General features: G+C 67.7%; 13 protein-coding genes. 7 read left to right on the top strand and 6 right to left on the bottom strand.

Translation table 11 applies throughout. The features are described from left to right. Positions 1 to 6: 6 nt before the first annotated feature. The 5 genes from FZ983_RS34165 to FZ983_RS18200 all read right to left on the bottom strand — a co-directional run bounded on the left by FZ983_RS34165 (position 7) and on the right by FZ983_RS18200 (position 3,977). A complete protein-coding gene (locus tag FZ983_RS34165; protein WP_188092394.1) occupies positions 7 to 153 on the bottom strand; it encodes a hypothetical protein in 147 nt (48 codons plus the stop codon). Positions 154 to 245: 92 nt separating this feature from the next. Continuing rightward, on the bottom strand, positions 246 to 1,082 hold the full coding sequence (locus FZ983_RS18215; RefSeq protein ID WP_149224940.1) for an oxidoreductase: 837 nt from the start codon (positions 1,080 to 1,082) through the stop codon (positions 246 to 248). Between the two features lie 136 nt (positions 1,083 to 1,218). After that, positions 1,219 to 2,148: an AraC family transcriptional regulator gene (locus FZ983_RS18210; RefSeq protein ID WP_149224939.1), complete on the bottom strand. Its 930-nt coding sequence runs from the start codon at positions 2,146 to 2,148 to the stop codon at positions 1,219 to 1,221. A gap of 116 nt (positions 2,149 to 2,264) precedes the next feature. Next, a complete protein-coding gene (locus FZ983_RS18205) occupies positions 2,265 to 2,891 on the bottom strand; it encodes a GPR1/FUN34/YaaH family transporter (protein WP_149224938.1) in 627 nt (208 codons plus the stop codon). 159 nt (positions 2,892 to 3,050) lie between these two features. Further along, positions 3,051 to 3,977 carry a LysR substrate-binding domain-containing protein gene (locus tag FZ983_RS18200; RefSeq protein WP_149224937.1) on the bottom strand — a complete coding sequence of 309 codons (927 nt, stop codon included), beginning with the start codon at positions 3,975 to 3,977 and terminating at the stop codon, positions 3,051 to 3,053. Positions 3,978 to 4,264: 287 nt separating this feature from the next. Here FZ983_RS18200 and tkt point away from each other — a divergent pair, with 287 nt between their 5' ends. Continuing rightward, the gene (gene tkt, locus FZ983_RS18195) at positions 4,265 to 6,253 is read left to right on the top strand and encodes a transketolase (RefSeq protein WP_149224936.1); all 1,989 of its coding nucleotides are present in this window, start codon (positions 4,265 to 4,267) and stop codon (positions 6,251 to 6,253) included. A gap of 38 nt (positions 6,254 to 6,291) precedes the next feature. Continuing rightward, entirely contained in the window at positions 6,292 to 7,257 is a 966-nt protein-coding gene (locus tag FZ983_RS18190; RefSeq protein ID WP_149224935.1) for a D-2-hydroxyacid dehydrogenase, read from the top strand. Here FZ983_RS18190 and FZ983_RS18185 read toward each other — a convergent pair. Beyond that, positions 7,251 to 8,033: a GntR family transcriptional regulator gene (locus FZ983_RS18185; protein WP_247883813.1), complete on the bottom strand. Its 783-nt coding sequence runs from the start codon at positions 8,031 to 8,033 to the stop codon at positions 7,251 to 7,253. The genes FZ983_RS18190 and FZ983_RS18185 overlap by 7 nt on opposite strands. A gap of 194 nt (positions 8,034 to 8,227) precedes the next feature. On the opposite strand from FZ983_RS18185, the gene FZ983_RS18180 reads away from it, so the two are divergent. The 5 genes from FZ983_RS18180 (at position 8,228) to FZ983_RS18155 (ending at position 13,133) form a co-directional block, all read left to right on the top strand. Further along, positions 8,228 to 9,253, top strand: a complete 1,026-nt coding sequence (locus FZ983_RS18180) for an ABC transporter substrate-binding protein (protein WP_149224934.1) — start codon at positions 8,228 to 8,230, stop codon at positions 9,251 to 9,253. 180 nt (positions 9,254 to 9,433) lie between these two features. Further along, positions 9,434 to 10,240 (top strand): ABC transporter permease, encoded by an 807-nt coding sequence (locus FZ983_RS18170; RefSeq protein WP_149224932.1) that lies wholly within the window; start codon positions 9,434 to 9,436, stop codon positions 10,238 to 10,240. A gap of 4 nt (positions 10,241 to 10,244) precedes the next feature. After that, positions 10,245 to 11,027, top strand: coding sequence for an ABC transporter ATP-binding protein (locus FZ983_RS18165; RefSeq protein WP_149224931.1), 783 nt, complete (start codon positions 10,245 to 10,247; stop codon positions 11,025 to 11,027). Further along, entirely contained in the window at positions 11,024 to 12,367 is a 1,344-nt protein-coding gene (locus FZ983_RS18160) for an amidohydrolase family protein (RefSeq protein WP_149224930.1), read from the top strand. Before FZ983_RS18165 ends, FZ983_RS18160 begins: the two co-directional genes overlap by 4 nt. A gap of 34 nt (positions 12,368 to 12,401) precedes the next feature. Then, positions 12,402 to 13,133: an aspartate/glutamate racemase family protein gene (locus tag FZ983_RS18155; RefSeq protein WP_149224929.1), complete on the top strand. Its 732-nt coding sequence runs from the start codon at positions 12,402 to 12,404 to the stop codon at positions 13,131 to 13,133. Positions 13,134 to 13,136: the final 3 nt, after the last annotated feature.

Raw genomic sequence — 13,136 nt, 5'->3', positions numbered from 1 at the left:
TGATCCTTATCCCAGCAACTCCTCCCCTCGCGGGCGGTAGGGACTGGCCGCCGGTCGGTGCGCCTCATGGCGCGTATGAATCTGAAAGCTGCGGTCGCTGCCGACCAGCAGAAGCAGGCCGAGCGATGCGGCGACGATTCCGATGCAGAGCATGGCGGCAACTCCTGTCGTGATGGTGTTGGTTGCCTGATCCTCCAGGCGAGAGGAGGGCAGGGGCGGAGTGGCCGCCCCCGGTCCCCACGCCGTCAGGCTGCGAAGTCGGTCGCCACCGACCGGTCCCGCCAAGCGGCGATCTCGGCACGGCGCTGCTCGACCGCACCGCCGGCCATCTCCACGGCATCGGAGCCGGCCAGGAAGTGGCGGGGCGGTTCCTGCATGTCGGCCAGTTCGACCATGGCGGCGGCCAGCTTCGCCGGGTCGCCCGGCTGCTTGTGGCTGTAGCTGTCGTAGGTCGACCGCTGCTCGGCCGAGTGGGCGGAGTAATCGGCGATCTCCCTGGTGCCGTAGCGAACCGAGCTGCCGTCGAGGAAGTCGGTGCGGAAGAAGCCGGGCTCCACCACGGTGACGTGGATGCCGAAGGGCGCCACCTCCAGCGCCAGCGAGTCCGAGAAGCCTTCCACCGCGAATTTCGTCGAGCAATAGACCGAGGCGCCGGCGAACCCCAGGACTCCGCCGATGGAGGACAGGTTCAGGATGCGGCCCGACCGTTGCCGACGCATCACCGGCAGGACGGCACGGGTGACGTGGAACAGGCCGAACACGTTGGTGGCGAACTGCCGTTCGATGTCCGCCGCCTCGATCTCCTCGAACTGGCCGAGCTGGCCGAAGCCGGCATTGTTGACCAGTACGTCGATGCGCCCGAAGCGGTCGACCGCCGCCTGCACCGCCGCCACCGACTGTGCCTCGTCGGCGACGTCGAGCGCCACCGTCAGCACGCGGTCGCCATGGCCGGCATAGGCCGCCTGCAGCTGGTCGAGCTTGCGGCCGGTGGCGACCACCCGATCGCCGGCGGCCAGCGCCGCCTTCGCAACCTCCGCCCCGATGCCGCGCGCGCTGCCGGTGATGAACCAGACCTTGCTCATGTCCGTCTTCCCTCTTCGCTGTTGGACCGGCTGTCCGCTGCGGTCCCGATGAGGAGAGAATAGGGGCGGGCGGTCCGCGGCCGGTAGACCAGAGGTCCGGCAGGATTGCCTGATCCTCCGGAACCTGGAGAATCCCTCAGGCCCGCGCCGCCTGCCGGGCGCCGGCATCCTCGCCGGCCATGGAGGCGCGCAGGCGCGCGGCGTCGCGGATCGGCGGTAGCCCGAACAGGCGGGCATATTCGCGGCTGAACTGGGACGGGCTGCCGTAACCCACGGCGAAGCCGGCGCTGGCGGCATCGGTCAGGTTGGCAAGGATCAGCCGCCGCGCCTCCTGCAGGCGCAGCTGCTTCTGGTATTGGAGGGGGCTGAGCGCCGTGACCTCCTTGAAATGCTGGTGGAAGGCGGACGGGCTCATGTTGGCCTTGGCGGCGACCGTCTCGATGCGCAGCGGTTCGCGGAAATTGTCCTTGATCCACTTCACGGCGCGGCCGATCTGGGCGGTGCGGCTCTCGCCCAGCGCGATGCGGTGCAGCATGGCCCCATGGTCGGCTGTCAGCAGGCGATAGAGCAGTTCGCGTTCCACCAGCGGCGCCAGCATCGGGATGGCGTCCGGCGTCTCCAGCAGACGCGCCATGCGGGCCGCCGCGTCGATCATCTCCGGCGTGGCGAGGCTGGTGGTCAGGCCGAGGCCCTGTTCGGCCTGCGGCGGCGGCCGCAACCCGGCCTCCAGGAAAAGGCCGCTCAGCAGCGCCGGGTCCAGCGTCAGGCGCAGGCACAGGAAGGGGTTGTCCGCCGTCGCCTGGACCACTTGTCCGATCACCGGCAGGTCCAGCGACACGGCGATGTAGTGTCCGGCCCGGTAATCCAGGATGCGGTCGCCGGCAATGGTGCGCTTCGCCCCATGCGCGAGGATGCACACGGACGGCTCATAGACGGTGTGGAGCCGTTCGGTCGGGCTGCTGGCGCGGATCACCGCCAGCCGCGGGATCTGCGTTTCATGGACCCCGTCCCCCAGGTCGGAGGTCACGCGGTCCAGGATCAGCGAGAATTCGGTCTGCTTGAACATGGATGGCAGGCTCCCATTCCGGTCGGTCCGCAGCCATCCATCCTAGCGTCCGGATGCCGATGCTCACAGAGCCCCAAGAGGATCGTGCAAGCATCGGCGAGGATCGAGCCGGGCCTTCAGCGCAGGAACGGCTTGCCCATCGGCAGCACGTCGCGGCCGAAGACGTCGAGGAAGACGGCGTGCGCCATGCCGTACAGCGCCAGACCGGCACAGACCATCAACTCGTAGCCGGCGATCACCGTGAAGACGTGATCGGCGAAATGGGCCAGATCCAACAGGACGAAGCCGGCCAGCAGCGTGATGAAGATCAGGCCCAGCACCCGGCTGATCCGCATGGCGCCGATGGTCATGATCGCGGTGTAGAGCGTCCAGGCGACCAGATACCAGCCGATGTCCGTCTCGCCGACGGTGAACAGGCCCGTCTTGTTGCCGATCAGGATCAGGCACAGCGAAATCCAGAAACAGCCGTAGGAGGTGAAGGCGCTGTAGCCGAAATTGTTGCCCGCCTTCATCTCCTGCAGGCCGGCGATCATCTGCGCCACCCCGCCGAAGATCAGGCCGAGCCAGACCACCGGGCCGATATCGATCCAGCCGACATTGTGGAACTGCAGAAGCAGAGTCGACAGCCCGAATCCGGCAAGGCCGACGACGGCCGGGTTGCCATGCTTGAGCGGAGCGTGAGAAGCGGTTTGACCGGCTTCGACGGGCGAAGCCGGTTTCGCGACGAGAACGGATACTGACATTCTGGTTCCAGTCTCGCGGGCGGCAAACTTGAGCCCGCCCGCGGCAAAGAAGGTGTTGGATATGGGCGGACACCGAACGCCCGCCTCCACCTTTAAGACCACGTTCCCGCGCGCCGATGAAGTGGTCATACCAGCGACATACCATCGCATCCGTATGCGTCAACCGGGCGGCGTCCGATGGCCTGGGGCCGCCTTGTCGAAGTCAATCTTCGGGACACCGAGCTCTTCGACGAGCCACGTCACGAAGCAGCGGAAGGCGTGTTTCCGTTCGGCGCCCTTCGGCCAGACCATCCAATGCGCGACATGCCGCAGGCTTTGTGACCGTCCCTCCAGCGGTGCCACCAGCTGGCCGGACTGCAGTTCGCGTTCCGCCAGGCGCGTCGATTCCAGCACGACGCCGACCCCATTCACCGCGGCGGCGATGGCCATGAAGCTGCGGTCGAAGCGTGGTCCCGCCGGGGTGGCGGCTATGGCGGAATTGGCGTCGAACCACATCGGCCAGGTGAACCGATTGTGGTCGCTCCGAACGAGCGGGACCGACAGGAGGTCGTCGATGGCGGCGATCCGCGACGCGGTGGCCGGCGCGCACAGCGGGCAGACCGTCTCCTGCCCCAGCGGGATCGCCACCACGTCGGTCTGGCGCGGCTCCCCATAGACGATGGAGAGGTCGTATTCCTCGGTCGGGAACAGCGGATAGTCCGGGCTGGCCGACAGCTTCAGCTCCACCGCCGGAAAAAGCCCCAGGAAGCGGCCGAGCCGCGGCGACAGCCATTGCGCGGCGAAGGACGGCGCGCAATGGACCCTGATGCGCGCCGGACCGGCGGTCGTGATCTCCTGCAGGCCGCGTTGCAGTTGATCGAAACCGCGTGTGACGTGCCGATACAACGTCTGTCCTTCCGGCGTCGGTTCGATCTTCCGCGGCGACCGCTGGAAAAGCACCGTTCCCAGCATGCGCTCTAGTTCCCGGATGGCATGGCTGACTGCGGACGGCGTGACCGCCATTTCCTGTGCCGCCGCGGCAAAGCTGCCCAGGCGGCAGGCCGCCTCGAAGGCGCGTAGCTGGGTCAGCGGAAGCCGGCCGGTCATAGATGAATCCAATTCATGACCTGTTGCAAACGATGCGTTTGTCAGATGGTCCGGGGTGATGCAAGTCTTTCATCGCGCCGCAGCCGTTCGAAAGAACTCGCCAAGGCAACAATCACCGGTTCGGCACGATGCCGAGATCAAACTGCCGGAGTGGGCTGTATATCCGGTATTGCCCGAACGGGGGGCGCCGCCGCCGCACCGCCGGTCCGTTCCGTCTATCGCCCCTCCCACCCAGCGTGCATCGGTCGCCGTCCCGCCGGGTGGACGCGACGAGGAGATTTGCGCCCATGACGCCCCCTGCAGCCGTCGACCCCCGCCTGATGGCGAATGCGATCCGCTTTCTGTCCATCGACGCCATCGAGCGCGCCACCGAAGGGCATCAGGGCGTGCCGCTGGGCATGGCGGAAATCGCCACGGCCCTGTTCACCCAGCACTTCAAATGCAATCCGGCCGATCCGCGCTGGCCGGACCGCGACCGCTTCGTCCTGTCGAACGGCCATGGGTCGATGCTGCTCTATTCCCTGCTGCACCTGCTGGGGTACGAGCGCATCTCCCTCGACCAGATCAGGAATTTCCGCGAACTCGGATCGCATTGCGCCGGCCATCCCGAATATGATCCCGACGCCGGCATCGAGGTCACCACCGGCCCACTCGGCCAGGGCATCGCCAACGCCTTCGGCATGGCGGTCGCCGAAGCCTATCTGAACGCCAAATACGGCCCCGCCCTGGTGGACCATCACACCTACGCCTTCGTCGGCGACGGCTGCCTGCAGGAAGGTGTTGGGCAGGAGGTCATCCAGCTTGCCGGCCATCTGCGGCTGGGCAAGCTGGTCTTCTTCTGGGACGACAACAGCATCACCGACGACGGCAGCACCGTGCTGTCGATCAGCGAGGACGTCGCCGCCCGCTTCCGCGTCGCCGGCTGGCATGTGCAGGAGGTCGACGGCCATGATGTCGAGGCGGTGTCGGCGGCCATCACGCTGGCGAAGAAGGACCCGCGCCCGTCGATGATCGCCTGCCGCACGGTGATCGCCCGCGGCATCCCGCGCCTGGAAGGCCAGCGCGGCGGCCACAGCGCCCGCCTGTTCAAGGAGGATCTGGAAGCGACGCGCGCCGATCTCGGCTGGCCGTACCCGTCCTTCACCGTGCCGGACGACGTGCTGTCGGCTTGGCGCGACGCCGGTGCGCGCCATGGCGGGGAATATGACGCGTGGCACCGCCGCGTCGCCGCCCTGCCGGACAAGGAGCGTGCCGAGTTCACCCGCGTGATCGAGGGCCGGCTGCCCGAGGGCTGGCGCGACGCGCTGCTCGCCTACAAGAAGCGCATGGCCGACGAACGGGTTGCCCAGCCCTCCATCCAGGCATCGGGCGACATCGCCACGCTGTTGGCGGACATCCTGCCGGAAATGATGATCGGCTGCGCCGACCTGGAGGCGCCGACCAACCACAAGCGCACGCGCACCTCCTTCACCGCCGAGGAACCCGCCGGCACCTATGTCCATTGCGGTGTGCGCGAGCATGCGATGGGGGCGATGGTCAACGGCATGGCCGCGCATGGCGGCATCATCCCGGTCAGCGTCACCTATCTCGCCTTCTCCGACTATCAGCGACCGACCTTGCGCATGGCGGCGCTGATGGGCTTGCCGGCGATCTACGTCTTCAGCCACGACTCCCTGGCTGTCGGCAAGAACGGACCGACGCATCAGCCGGTGGAGATCCTCGCCTCCTTCCGGGCCATGCCCAACATTCTGGTGATGCGCCCTGCCGATGCCGTCGAGGCCGCTGAATGCTGGGAGATCGCGCTGGAACACCGGACCGGCCCCAGCATGCTGGTCTGCTCCAAGCAGGCGCTGCCCGCGACAGGCCGTCCCTACGGTGCAGAGAATCTGACGCACCGCGGCGCCTATGTGCTGGCCGAGGCAGAAGGCGGCAAGCGTCTGGTCACGCTGATGGCCACCGGTTCGGAGGTGGCGCTGGCGCTGGAGGCGCGCCAGACCCTGCAGGCCGAGGGCATTCCCACCGCCGTGGTGTCGATGCCCTGCTGGGAACTGTTCGACCGGCAGGACGACGCCTACCGCGCGGAGGTGATCGGCACCGGCACGGTGCGCGTCGGCATCGAGGCGGCGGTCCGGCTGGGCTGGGACAAATATGTCGGCGAAACCGGCGGCTTCATCGGCATGAGCGGCTTCGGTGCCTCCGGCCCGGTGGATGCCCTGTTCGAACGCTTCGGCATCACTCCGGCCCACATTGTGGCCGAGGTCAAGCGCCGGCTCTGACCGCGCCGCCACTCCCTTTCGTGACCAAGGACATCGTGATGCGCAAGATCGTCTTCCTCGACCGTGCCACCCTCGCCCCACAGATCCGCCTGCGCAAGCCGGGCTTCCCGCATGAGCTGGTGGAACATGCCCAAACGACGCCGGATCAAGTGCTGGACCGTCTGGCCGGTGCCGAGATCGCCATCGTCAACAAGGTGCAGCTGACTGCCGAGCTGCTGGAACGGCTGCCGCAGCTGAAGCTGATCGCCGTTGCCGCCACCGGCACCGACTGCGTCGACAAGGAGTATTGCCGGACGCACGGCATCGCGGTGAGCAATATCCGCGGCTATGCCATCAACACGGTGCCGGAACACACCTTCGCCCTGATGCTGGCGCTCCGCCGCAACATCGTGCCCTTCCGGCAGGACGTGCTGGATGGCGAGTGGCAGAAGTCCGGGCAGTTCTGCTTCTTCAACCACCCGATCCACGATCTGCAGGGCGCCCGGCTCGGCATCATCGGCGAGGGCGTGCTGGGCCAGCGGGTCGCCGACATCGCCCGCGCCTTCGGCATGGTTCCGCTGTTCGCCGCGCACAAGGGGAAGTCCGGCCTCGGCCCGCTCTACACGCCGTGGGACGTGGTGCTGGAGACCAGCGACGTCATCACCCTGCACAGCCCGCTCACGCCCGAGACGCGCGGCATGATCGCCATGCCCGAGTTCCGCCGGATGAAGCGCCGGCCGCTGATCATCAACACCGCGCGGGGCGGTCTGGTGGTCGAGGAGGATCTGGTGACGGCCCTGGACGAGGGGCTGATCGCCGGCGCCGGTTTCGACGTGACGCTGCCCGAGCCGCCGCCGGCGGACAGCCCGCTGATGCGTATCGCCGGGCGGCCCAACGTCATCGTCACGCCGCATCTGGGCTGGGCGTCGGACGAGGCGCAGCAGGCGTTGGCCGACCAATTGATCGACAACATCGAGAATTTCGTCGCCGGTTCGCCCAGCAACCTCGTGATGGGTGCTTACTGACGAACGCCGATGCCGGCGGGGTGGTCGGAAACCGACCGGCCATCTTCCCCGGAAACCGCACCGGCCTCATTGCCCTGCCGCAAGGTGCGCAGGACCGCATCGGCGGTGCGGCGGCTGTGATCGGCCAGCAGGGCGGCGGCGGTGGCGGCATCGCGGCGGCGCAGGGCGTCCATGACCGCCTCATGCTCCGTCAGCGAATGTTGCCAACGGTCGGCATCGTAATTGGCCAGCGAGCGCGCCCGGTTGAGCTGGGCGGCGAAGCCCTTGTAGGTTGCCTCCAGCACCGGATTGCCGGCCATGGCGACGATCCAGCCATGGATGCGGCGGTTGGTGGTGGAATAGGCCGCGCGCTCCCCCGCCTGGAATTGGGCGACGAGTTCGCCGTGCAGCCGGTCCAACTCCGCGAACGCCTCTGCCGAACCGTTGTCGCAGGCGAGCCGGCCGGCGAGGCTCTCCAGTGCTTCCATCACCTGGAAGATCGCTGCGATCTCCTTGGGATCGATCGGCGTCACCACGGCGCCGCGGTGCGGGCGCAGCTCCACCAACCCTTCGGCCGCCAGCACGCGCAGCGCCTCGCGCAACGGCGTGCGCGAGACGCCGAGCTGTTCGCACAACTCCATCTCCGGCACGCGGCGGCCGGGCGGCAGTTCCCCCTCCAGGATCATGGCCCGCAACTCCGCCACCGCGGAGTGATGCAGCGTCTCACGGCGCAGGGGGGCGTTGGTGGTCTTTGCGGGGCTGTCCATGGTCGATCCGGCGGGGCTGTTCTGCTGCATACTTGGGCATTCTTGCTCAAACGATGCCATGCGCTCAAAAATAAGGCAAGCAACCTCGTTGATGATCCTTCGCGTCAAATCGACATTAAGCGGCTGTATTAAAACAGCAATTACGAAATAGAGATTTTGTATACAATCTGGCACGGTGCTTGCGACAGAGGTGGAAACGCAACCGCATCTGGAGCCGAAGCCTCATGTCGATCCGGTCTCTCTCCCTGAACGCCATCACCGCCACCGCGCTGGCCCTGTCCGCCCTGGCGGTGGCCGTTCCGACGGCGCAGGCCGCCGATGCGGAAGCGGTGAAGCTCGGCTTCGCCAAATGCGCCCACTGCCTGCCGATGGCGCTGACGCCCGATCTTGCCAAGGGCGTGTCGATCGAGGCGATCAACTTCAACTCCGGCAACGACGTGCTGACCGCGCTGGTGTCCAAGAGCATCGACGTGGCGCAGGTCACCTACCTCCACTACGTCACTGCGCTGGACAAGGGTTTCGACGTCGTTGCCATCTCCGGTCAGGTCAATGGCGGGTCGGAGATCGTCACCGCCAAGGGCATCGACCTGAAGGCGGGCGACTGGGCCGGGCTGAAGGCGCTGGCGGCATCCCGCAAGGAGAAGGGCGAGCCGCTGCGCGTCGCGGCATCGCGCGGGAACGCGCAGGACATCCACATGCGCGGCGCCCTGCAGAAGCATGGCATCGACGCCAACAAGGACGTCCAGTTCATCAACATCCCCAACCCATCCGACCATGCCGCCGCCCTGCAGCGCGGCGAGGTCGACGTGATCTGCACAGTGGAGCCCTTCGCTTCGCAGATCCGCAGCACCGGTGTCGGCGCGCATTTCGCGCTGCCCTATGACCAGGCGGCCGGCAACCTGACCAACCTGATCGTCACCCGCTCCGACGTGATCAAGGAGCATCCGAAGGCGGTCGAGGCCACCGTCGCTTCCGTCGTGGCGCTGGTCGACAAGCTGAAGACCGACCGCACCGTGTGGGTCGACACCATCAACAAATATACCGGGCTCAACAAGGATATCGCGGCGGCGTCCCTGGAAAACGCCTTCCCCGACTACGCCATCCACAAGGACAGCACCGTCGCCATCGCGACGATGATGCGGGAGCTGAAATACATCGGCAAGGACGTGTCGGACGCCGCGGTGCGGAACATCGACTACCGGTTTCTGGAAGCGGTGACGAAGAAGCCGAAGAGCGAGCTGGGGGGCTGAGGGGGCGTCAGTCTCCGGCCCCCACCCTAACCCTCCCCCGCTGGGCAGGGGAGGGGACTGCCGCCGCTCTTCCGCACAAGTACTTGCTCCCTCCCCCGCCCAGCGGGGGAGGGTCGGGGTGGGGGCAATTGTGCCTCTCCCATCTCAGGCACCACACCGAGAACTTCGAAAGGCCGCTCCATGACCGCATTGTCTAAATCCTGGGAGCGCGCGGTCGTTCCCGTCCTGATCCTCGCGGCCTGGGAGATCGTGTCGCGGTCCGGCCTGTTGCCGGCGGCCTTGCTGCCGGCGCCCTCCGTCGTGCTGCACAGCTGGGCCGACTGGGTGTTCGGCTTCGACGAGACGGCGCAGGCGAACAGCGGGCGCTGGCTGGCCGATGCGCTGTCCAGCGCGGTGCGCGTCGCCGCCGGATACGGCATCGCGGTGGCGACCGGCGTGCTGCTGGGCATCGCCATCGGCTGGTGGAGTTGGGTGGAGCGCGCCATCGAGCCGACCATCCAGATGCTGCGCCCGGTGCCGCCGGTGTCCTGGATCCCGGTGGCGATCATCTGGTTCGGCATCGCCAACAAGCCCGCGATCTTCCTGGTCTTCCTTGGCGCGTTCTTCCCCATCCTGATGAACACCATCCACGGGGTGAAGACGGCCGACCGCAACCTGATCCGCGCCGCCTCGATGATGGGCGCCACCGAACAGCAGCTGTTGCGCCATGTGGTGTTCCCGGCGGCGCTGCCCAGCATCTTCGCCGGCCTTCGCATCGGCATCGGTGCCGCCTGGATGCTGACCGTCACGGCGGAGATGGTCGCGGTCAAGAGCGGGCTCGGCTACGTGCTGTGGGACAGCTACTACTTCCTGCGCTACGACCTCGTCCTTGCCGCGATGGCCAGCATCGGGCTGCTGGGCTACGTCACCGACGCGCTGATCAAGCTGCTGATGTCCGCGGCGCTGCACTGGCAGCACGCCTCCACGCTCCAGAGCCGGGAGGGCTGAGCCCATGGCCTCCATCGAACTTCAGAACATCACCAAGATCTACAGCGACGCCAAGCGCAAGCGCGACCTGCTGGCCATCGACGACGTCAGCCTGACGGTGGAACGCAACGAGTTCCTCTGTATGCTCGGCTCGTCCGGCTGCGGCAAGTCCACCCTGCTGAACATGATCGCCGGCTTCGAGAAGCCGACCAAGGGCACCGTCACCGTCGGCGGCAAGCCGGTGGACGGCCCAGGTGCGGACCGCGGCATGGTGTTCCAGCAGGCCAACCTGATGCCCTGGCTGCCGGTGTGGGAGAACATCGCCTTCCACCTGCGCCTGAAGGGCTGGCGCAAGGCCGACCGCCGCGCCGCGGCGCAGGAGTTCATCGACCTCGTCGGGCTGAAGGGCTTCGAGAACCATTATCCGGCCGAGCTGTCGGGCGGCATGAGCCAGCGCGTCGGCATCGCCCGCGCCCTGCTGATGAACCCGCAGGTCATCCTGATGGACGAGCCCTTCGCGGCGCTCGACGCCCAGACCAAGATGGACATGCAGGAGGAGCTGGTCGCCATCTGGCAGAAGCAGCGCTGCACCATCGTCTTCGTCACCCACAGCGTCGACGAGGCGCTGGTGCTGGGCACCCAGGTGGCGGTGCTGACCAGCCGGCCGGGCCGCCTGCGCGAACGCATCGAACTGGATCTGCCGCGCCCGCGCGACATCACCAGCCCGCGCTTCAACGACCACAAGCGCCACATCCTGAACCTGATCCGGGAAGAGGGCCTGCAGCAGCGGCAGGTCGCCGCGGCATGACCGAGGCTTCCCAACCGCAACCGCTCGACCTGCTGCTGACCGGCGCGACGATCATCACCGGCGACGAGGCTGGGGTAATGGAGGATGCGGCGCTTGGCATTCGCGATGGGCGGATCGTCCATCTGGCGCCGGCCGCACAAGCCGCGCCGCCGGCCAAGCGGACGTTGGCGCTGCCGGGGCGGCTGGTGACGCCGGGCTTCGTCAACGCCCATCTGCATGCCGTGCTGGTGATGGTGCGCGGTGTCGCCGCCGACCTGGGTTTCGCGCCATCCTACACGCCGGGCGTGCCGAAGGGCACCGACGCGACACCGGAGGAGGCCCGCGCGCTGGCCCGGCTGGGCGCGGTGGAGGCTCTGCTCGCCGGCTCCACCCTGGTCTGCGACCATTTCGTCCATGCCGACGCGACGCTGGACGCCATGGCGGACCTGGGCCTGCGCATCCATGCCGGCTGGCGGGTGCATGACGTCGATTTCGCCCGTGTGCCGAAGGGCGACTGGAGCTTCGACGCGGCGCTGGGCGAGGATCTGCTGCGGCGGACGCTCGACCTGCACGACCGCTGGGACGGTGCCGGCGGCGGACGCATCCGGGTGCAGATGGCGGCCCATGCGCCCGACACCTGCTCCCCCGCCTTCCTGCGCAGGCTGGCCGAGGCGGCGGCGGAGCGCGGCATGCGCGTCAACACCCATCTGGCGCAAAGCCGCGTAGAGGTGGAGCGGGTGAAGGCTGCCACCGGCATGACTCCGGCGGCGCTGCTGGCGGAGACCGGGCTGCTGAACGACCGGCTGCTCGCCACCCACTGCCTTTATGTGGACGAACACGACATCGCCCGGCTGGCGCGGGCCGGCGCCCATGCCGTCCATGTGCCGAAATGCAACGCCGCCTCCGGCAGGCTGGCACCGACCCCGGCGCTGAAGGCGGCGGGCGTCAATCTGGCGCTCTGCACCGACACCCAGCATGGCGACATGGTGGAGGCGATGCGCTGGGCGCTCGCCACCGGACGCATCGGCCAGGGCGGCGTCACCGCCGACTGGCAGCCCGCCGACGTCTTCCGCATGGCGACGCTGGGCGGAGCCCGCGCCGTCGGGATGGCGGACGAGATCGGCACGCTGGCGGTCGGCAAGGCGGCGGACCTCGTGGTGTTCGACGCCCGCCGGCCGCACCTGCGCCCGCTGATCAATCCGCTGGGAACGCTGGTCCACACCGGGCGCGGCGGCGACGTGGAGATGGTGCTGGTGGAGGGCGAGACGCTGGTCGACGGCGGCCGCCCCGTCCATGCCGACTTGGAAGAGATCTGTATCGAGGCCGACAAGGCCGCCCGCGCCCTGTGGGCGCGTGCCTGACCCCACTCATTCAAAGAAAGACGAGTCCCCCGAGATGACCAAGCGCGTTCTTCTGGGCATGCTGACCCCGTCCTCCAACACGGTGCTCGAACCGGTGACCGCCGCCATGCTGAGCGGCCTGCCGGAGGTGAGCGCCCATTTCGGCCGCTTCACCGTCAAGGAGATCTCGCTGCGCGCCGCGGCACTCGACCAGTTCACCGACGCACCCTTCCTGGATGCCGCCCGGCTGCTGGCCGATGCGCAGCTGAACGTGATCGGCTGGAACGGCACTTCGGCCGGCTGGCTCGGCTTCGACGCCGACGTGAAGCTGTGCAAGGCGATCGAGGATGAGACGGGAATTCCCGCCTGCACCTCCATGCTGGCGCTGAACGAGATCCTGGAGACGACGGGGCGCAAGCGCTTCGCCATCGTCAGCCCCTATCTGGACGAGATCCAGCAGACGATGGTCGCCAATTACAACGCCGCCGGGTTCGAGGTGGTGGCCGAACGGCACCTGAACGACCGCGGCAACTTCTCCTTCTCCGAGATCAGCGAGGAGCAAATCGAGCGCATGTGTCTGGAGGTGGCGGAGGCCAAGCCGGAGGCCATCGCCATCATCTGCACCAACATGCGCGGGGCCCCGGTGGCGGAGCGGGTGGAAAAGGCGCTGGGCATCCCCGTCTACGACACGGTGTCCACCGTGCTGTGGAAGGCGCTGCGCATGACCGGAGTCGACACCCGCCGGGTCCAGGGCTGGGGCAGCCTGTTCCGGGAATTGCACGGCTGACGT

It is taken from the genome of Azospirillum sp. B21, assembly GCF_008364825.1.
Classification (GTDB): Bacteria; Pseudomonadota; Alphaproteobacteria; order Azospirillales; family Azospirillaceae; genus Azospirillum.
The sequence above is the reverse complement of the archived record's forward strand: the minus strand, read 5'-3'. Positions and strand labels throughout refer to the sequence as shown.

Coding starts and splice junctions, on each gene's coding strand:
- FZ983_RS34165 (WP_188092394.1), bottom strand. CDS start 153: ATGCTCTGCATCGGAATCGTCGCCGCATCGCTCGGCCTGCTTCTGCTG.
- FZ983_RS18215 (WP_149224940.1), bottom strand. CDS start 1,082: ATGAGCAAGGTCTGGTTCATCACCGGCAGCGCGCGCGGCATCGGGGCG.
- FZ983_RS18210 (WP_149224939.1), bottom strand. CDS start 2,148: ATGTTCAAGCAGACCGAATTCTCGCTGATCCTGGACCGCGTGACCTCC.
- FZ983_RS18205 (WP_149224938.1), bottom strand. CDS start 2,891: ATGTCAGTATCCGTTCTCGTCGCGAAACCGGCTTCGCCCGTCGAAGCC.
- FZ983_RS18200 (WP_149224937.1), bottom strand. CDS start 3,977: ATGACCGGCCGGCTTCCGCTGACCCAGCTACGCGCCTTCGAGGCGGCC.
- tkt (WP_149224936.1), top strand. CDS start 4,265: ATGACGCCCCCTGCAGCCGTCGACCCCCGCCTGATGGCGAATGCGATC.
- FZ983_RS18190 (WP_149224935.1), top strand. CDS start 6,292: ATGCGCAAGATCGTCTTCCTCGACCGTGCCACCCTCGCCCCACAGATC.
- FZ983_RS18185 (WP_247883813.1), bottom strand. CDS start 8,033: ATGCAGCAGAACAGCCCCGCCGGATCGACCATGGACAGCCCCGCAAAG.
- FZ983_RS18180 (WP_149224934.1), top strand. CDS start 8,228: ATGTCGATCCGGTCTCTCTCCCTGAACGCCATCACCGCCACCGCGCTG.
- FZ983_RS18170 (WP_149224932.1), top strand. CDS start 9,434: ATGACCGCATTGTCTAAATCCTGGGAGCGCGCGGTCGTTCCCGTCCTG.
- FZ983_RS18165 (WP_149224931.1), top strand. CDS start 10,245: ATGGCCTCCATCGAACTTCAGAACATCACCAAGATCTACAGCGACGCC.
- FZ983_RS18160 (WP_149224930.1), top strand. CDS start 11,024: ATGACCGAGGCTTCCCAACCGCAACCGCTCGACCTGCTGCTGACCGGC.
- FZ983_RS18155 (WP_149224929.1), top strand. CDS start 12,402: ATGACCAAGCGCGTTCTTCTGGGCATGCTGACCCCGTCCTCCAACACG.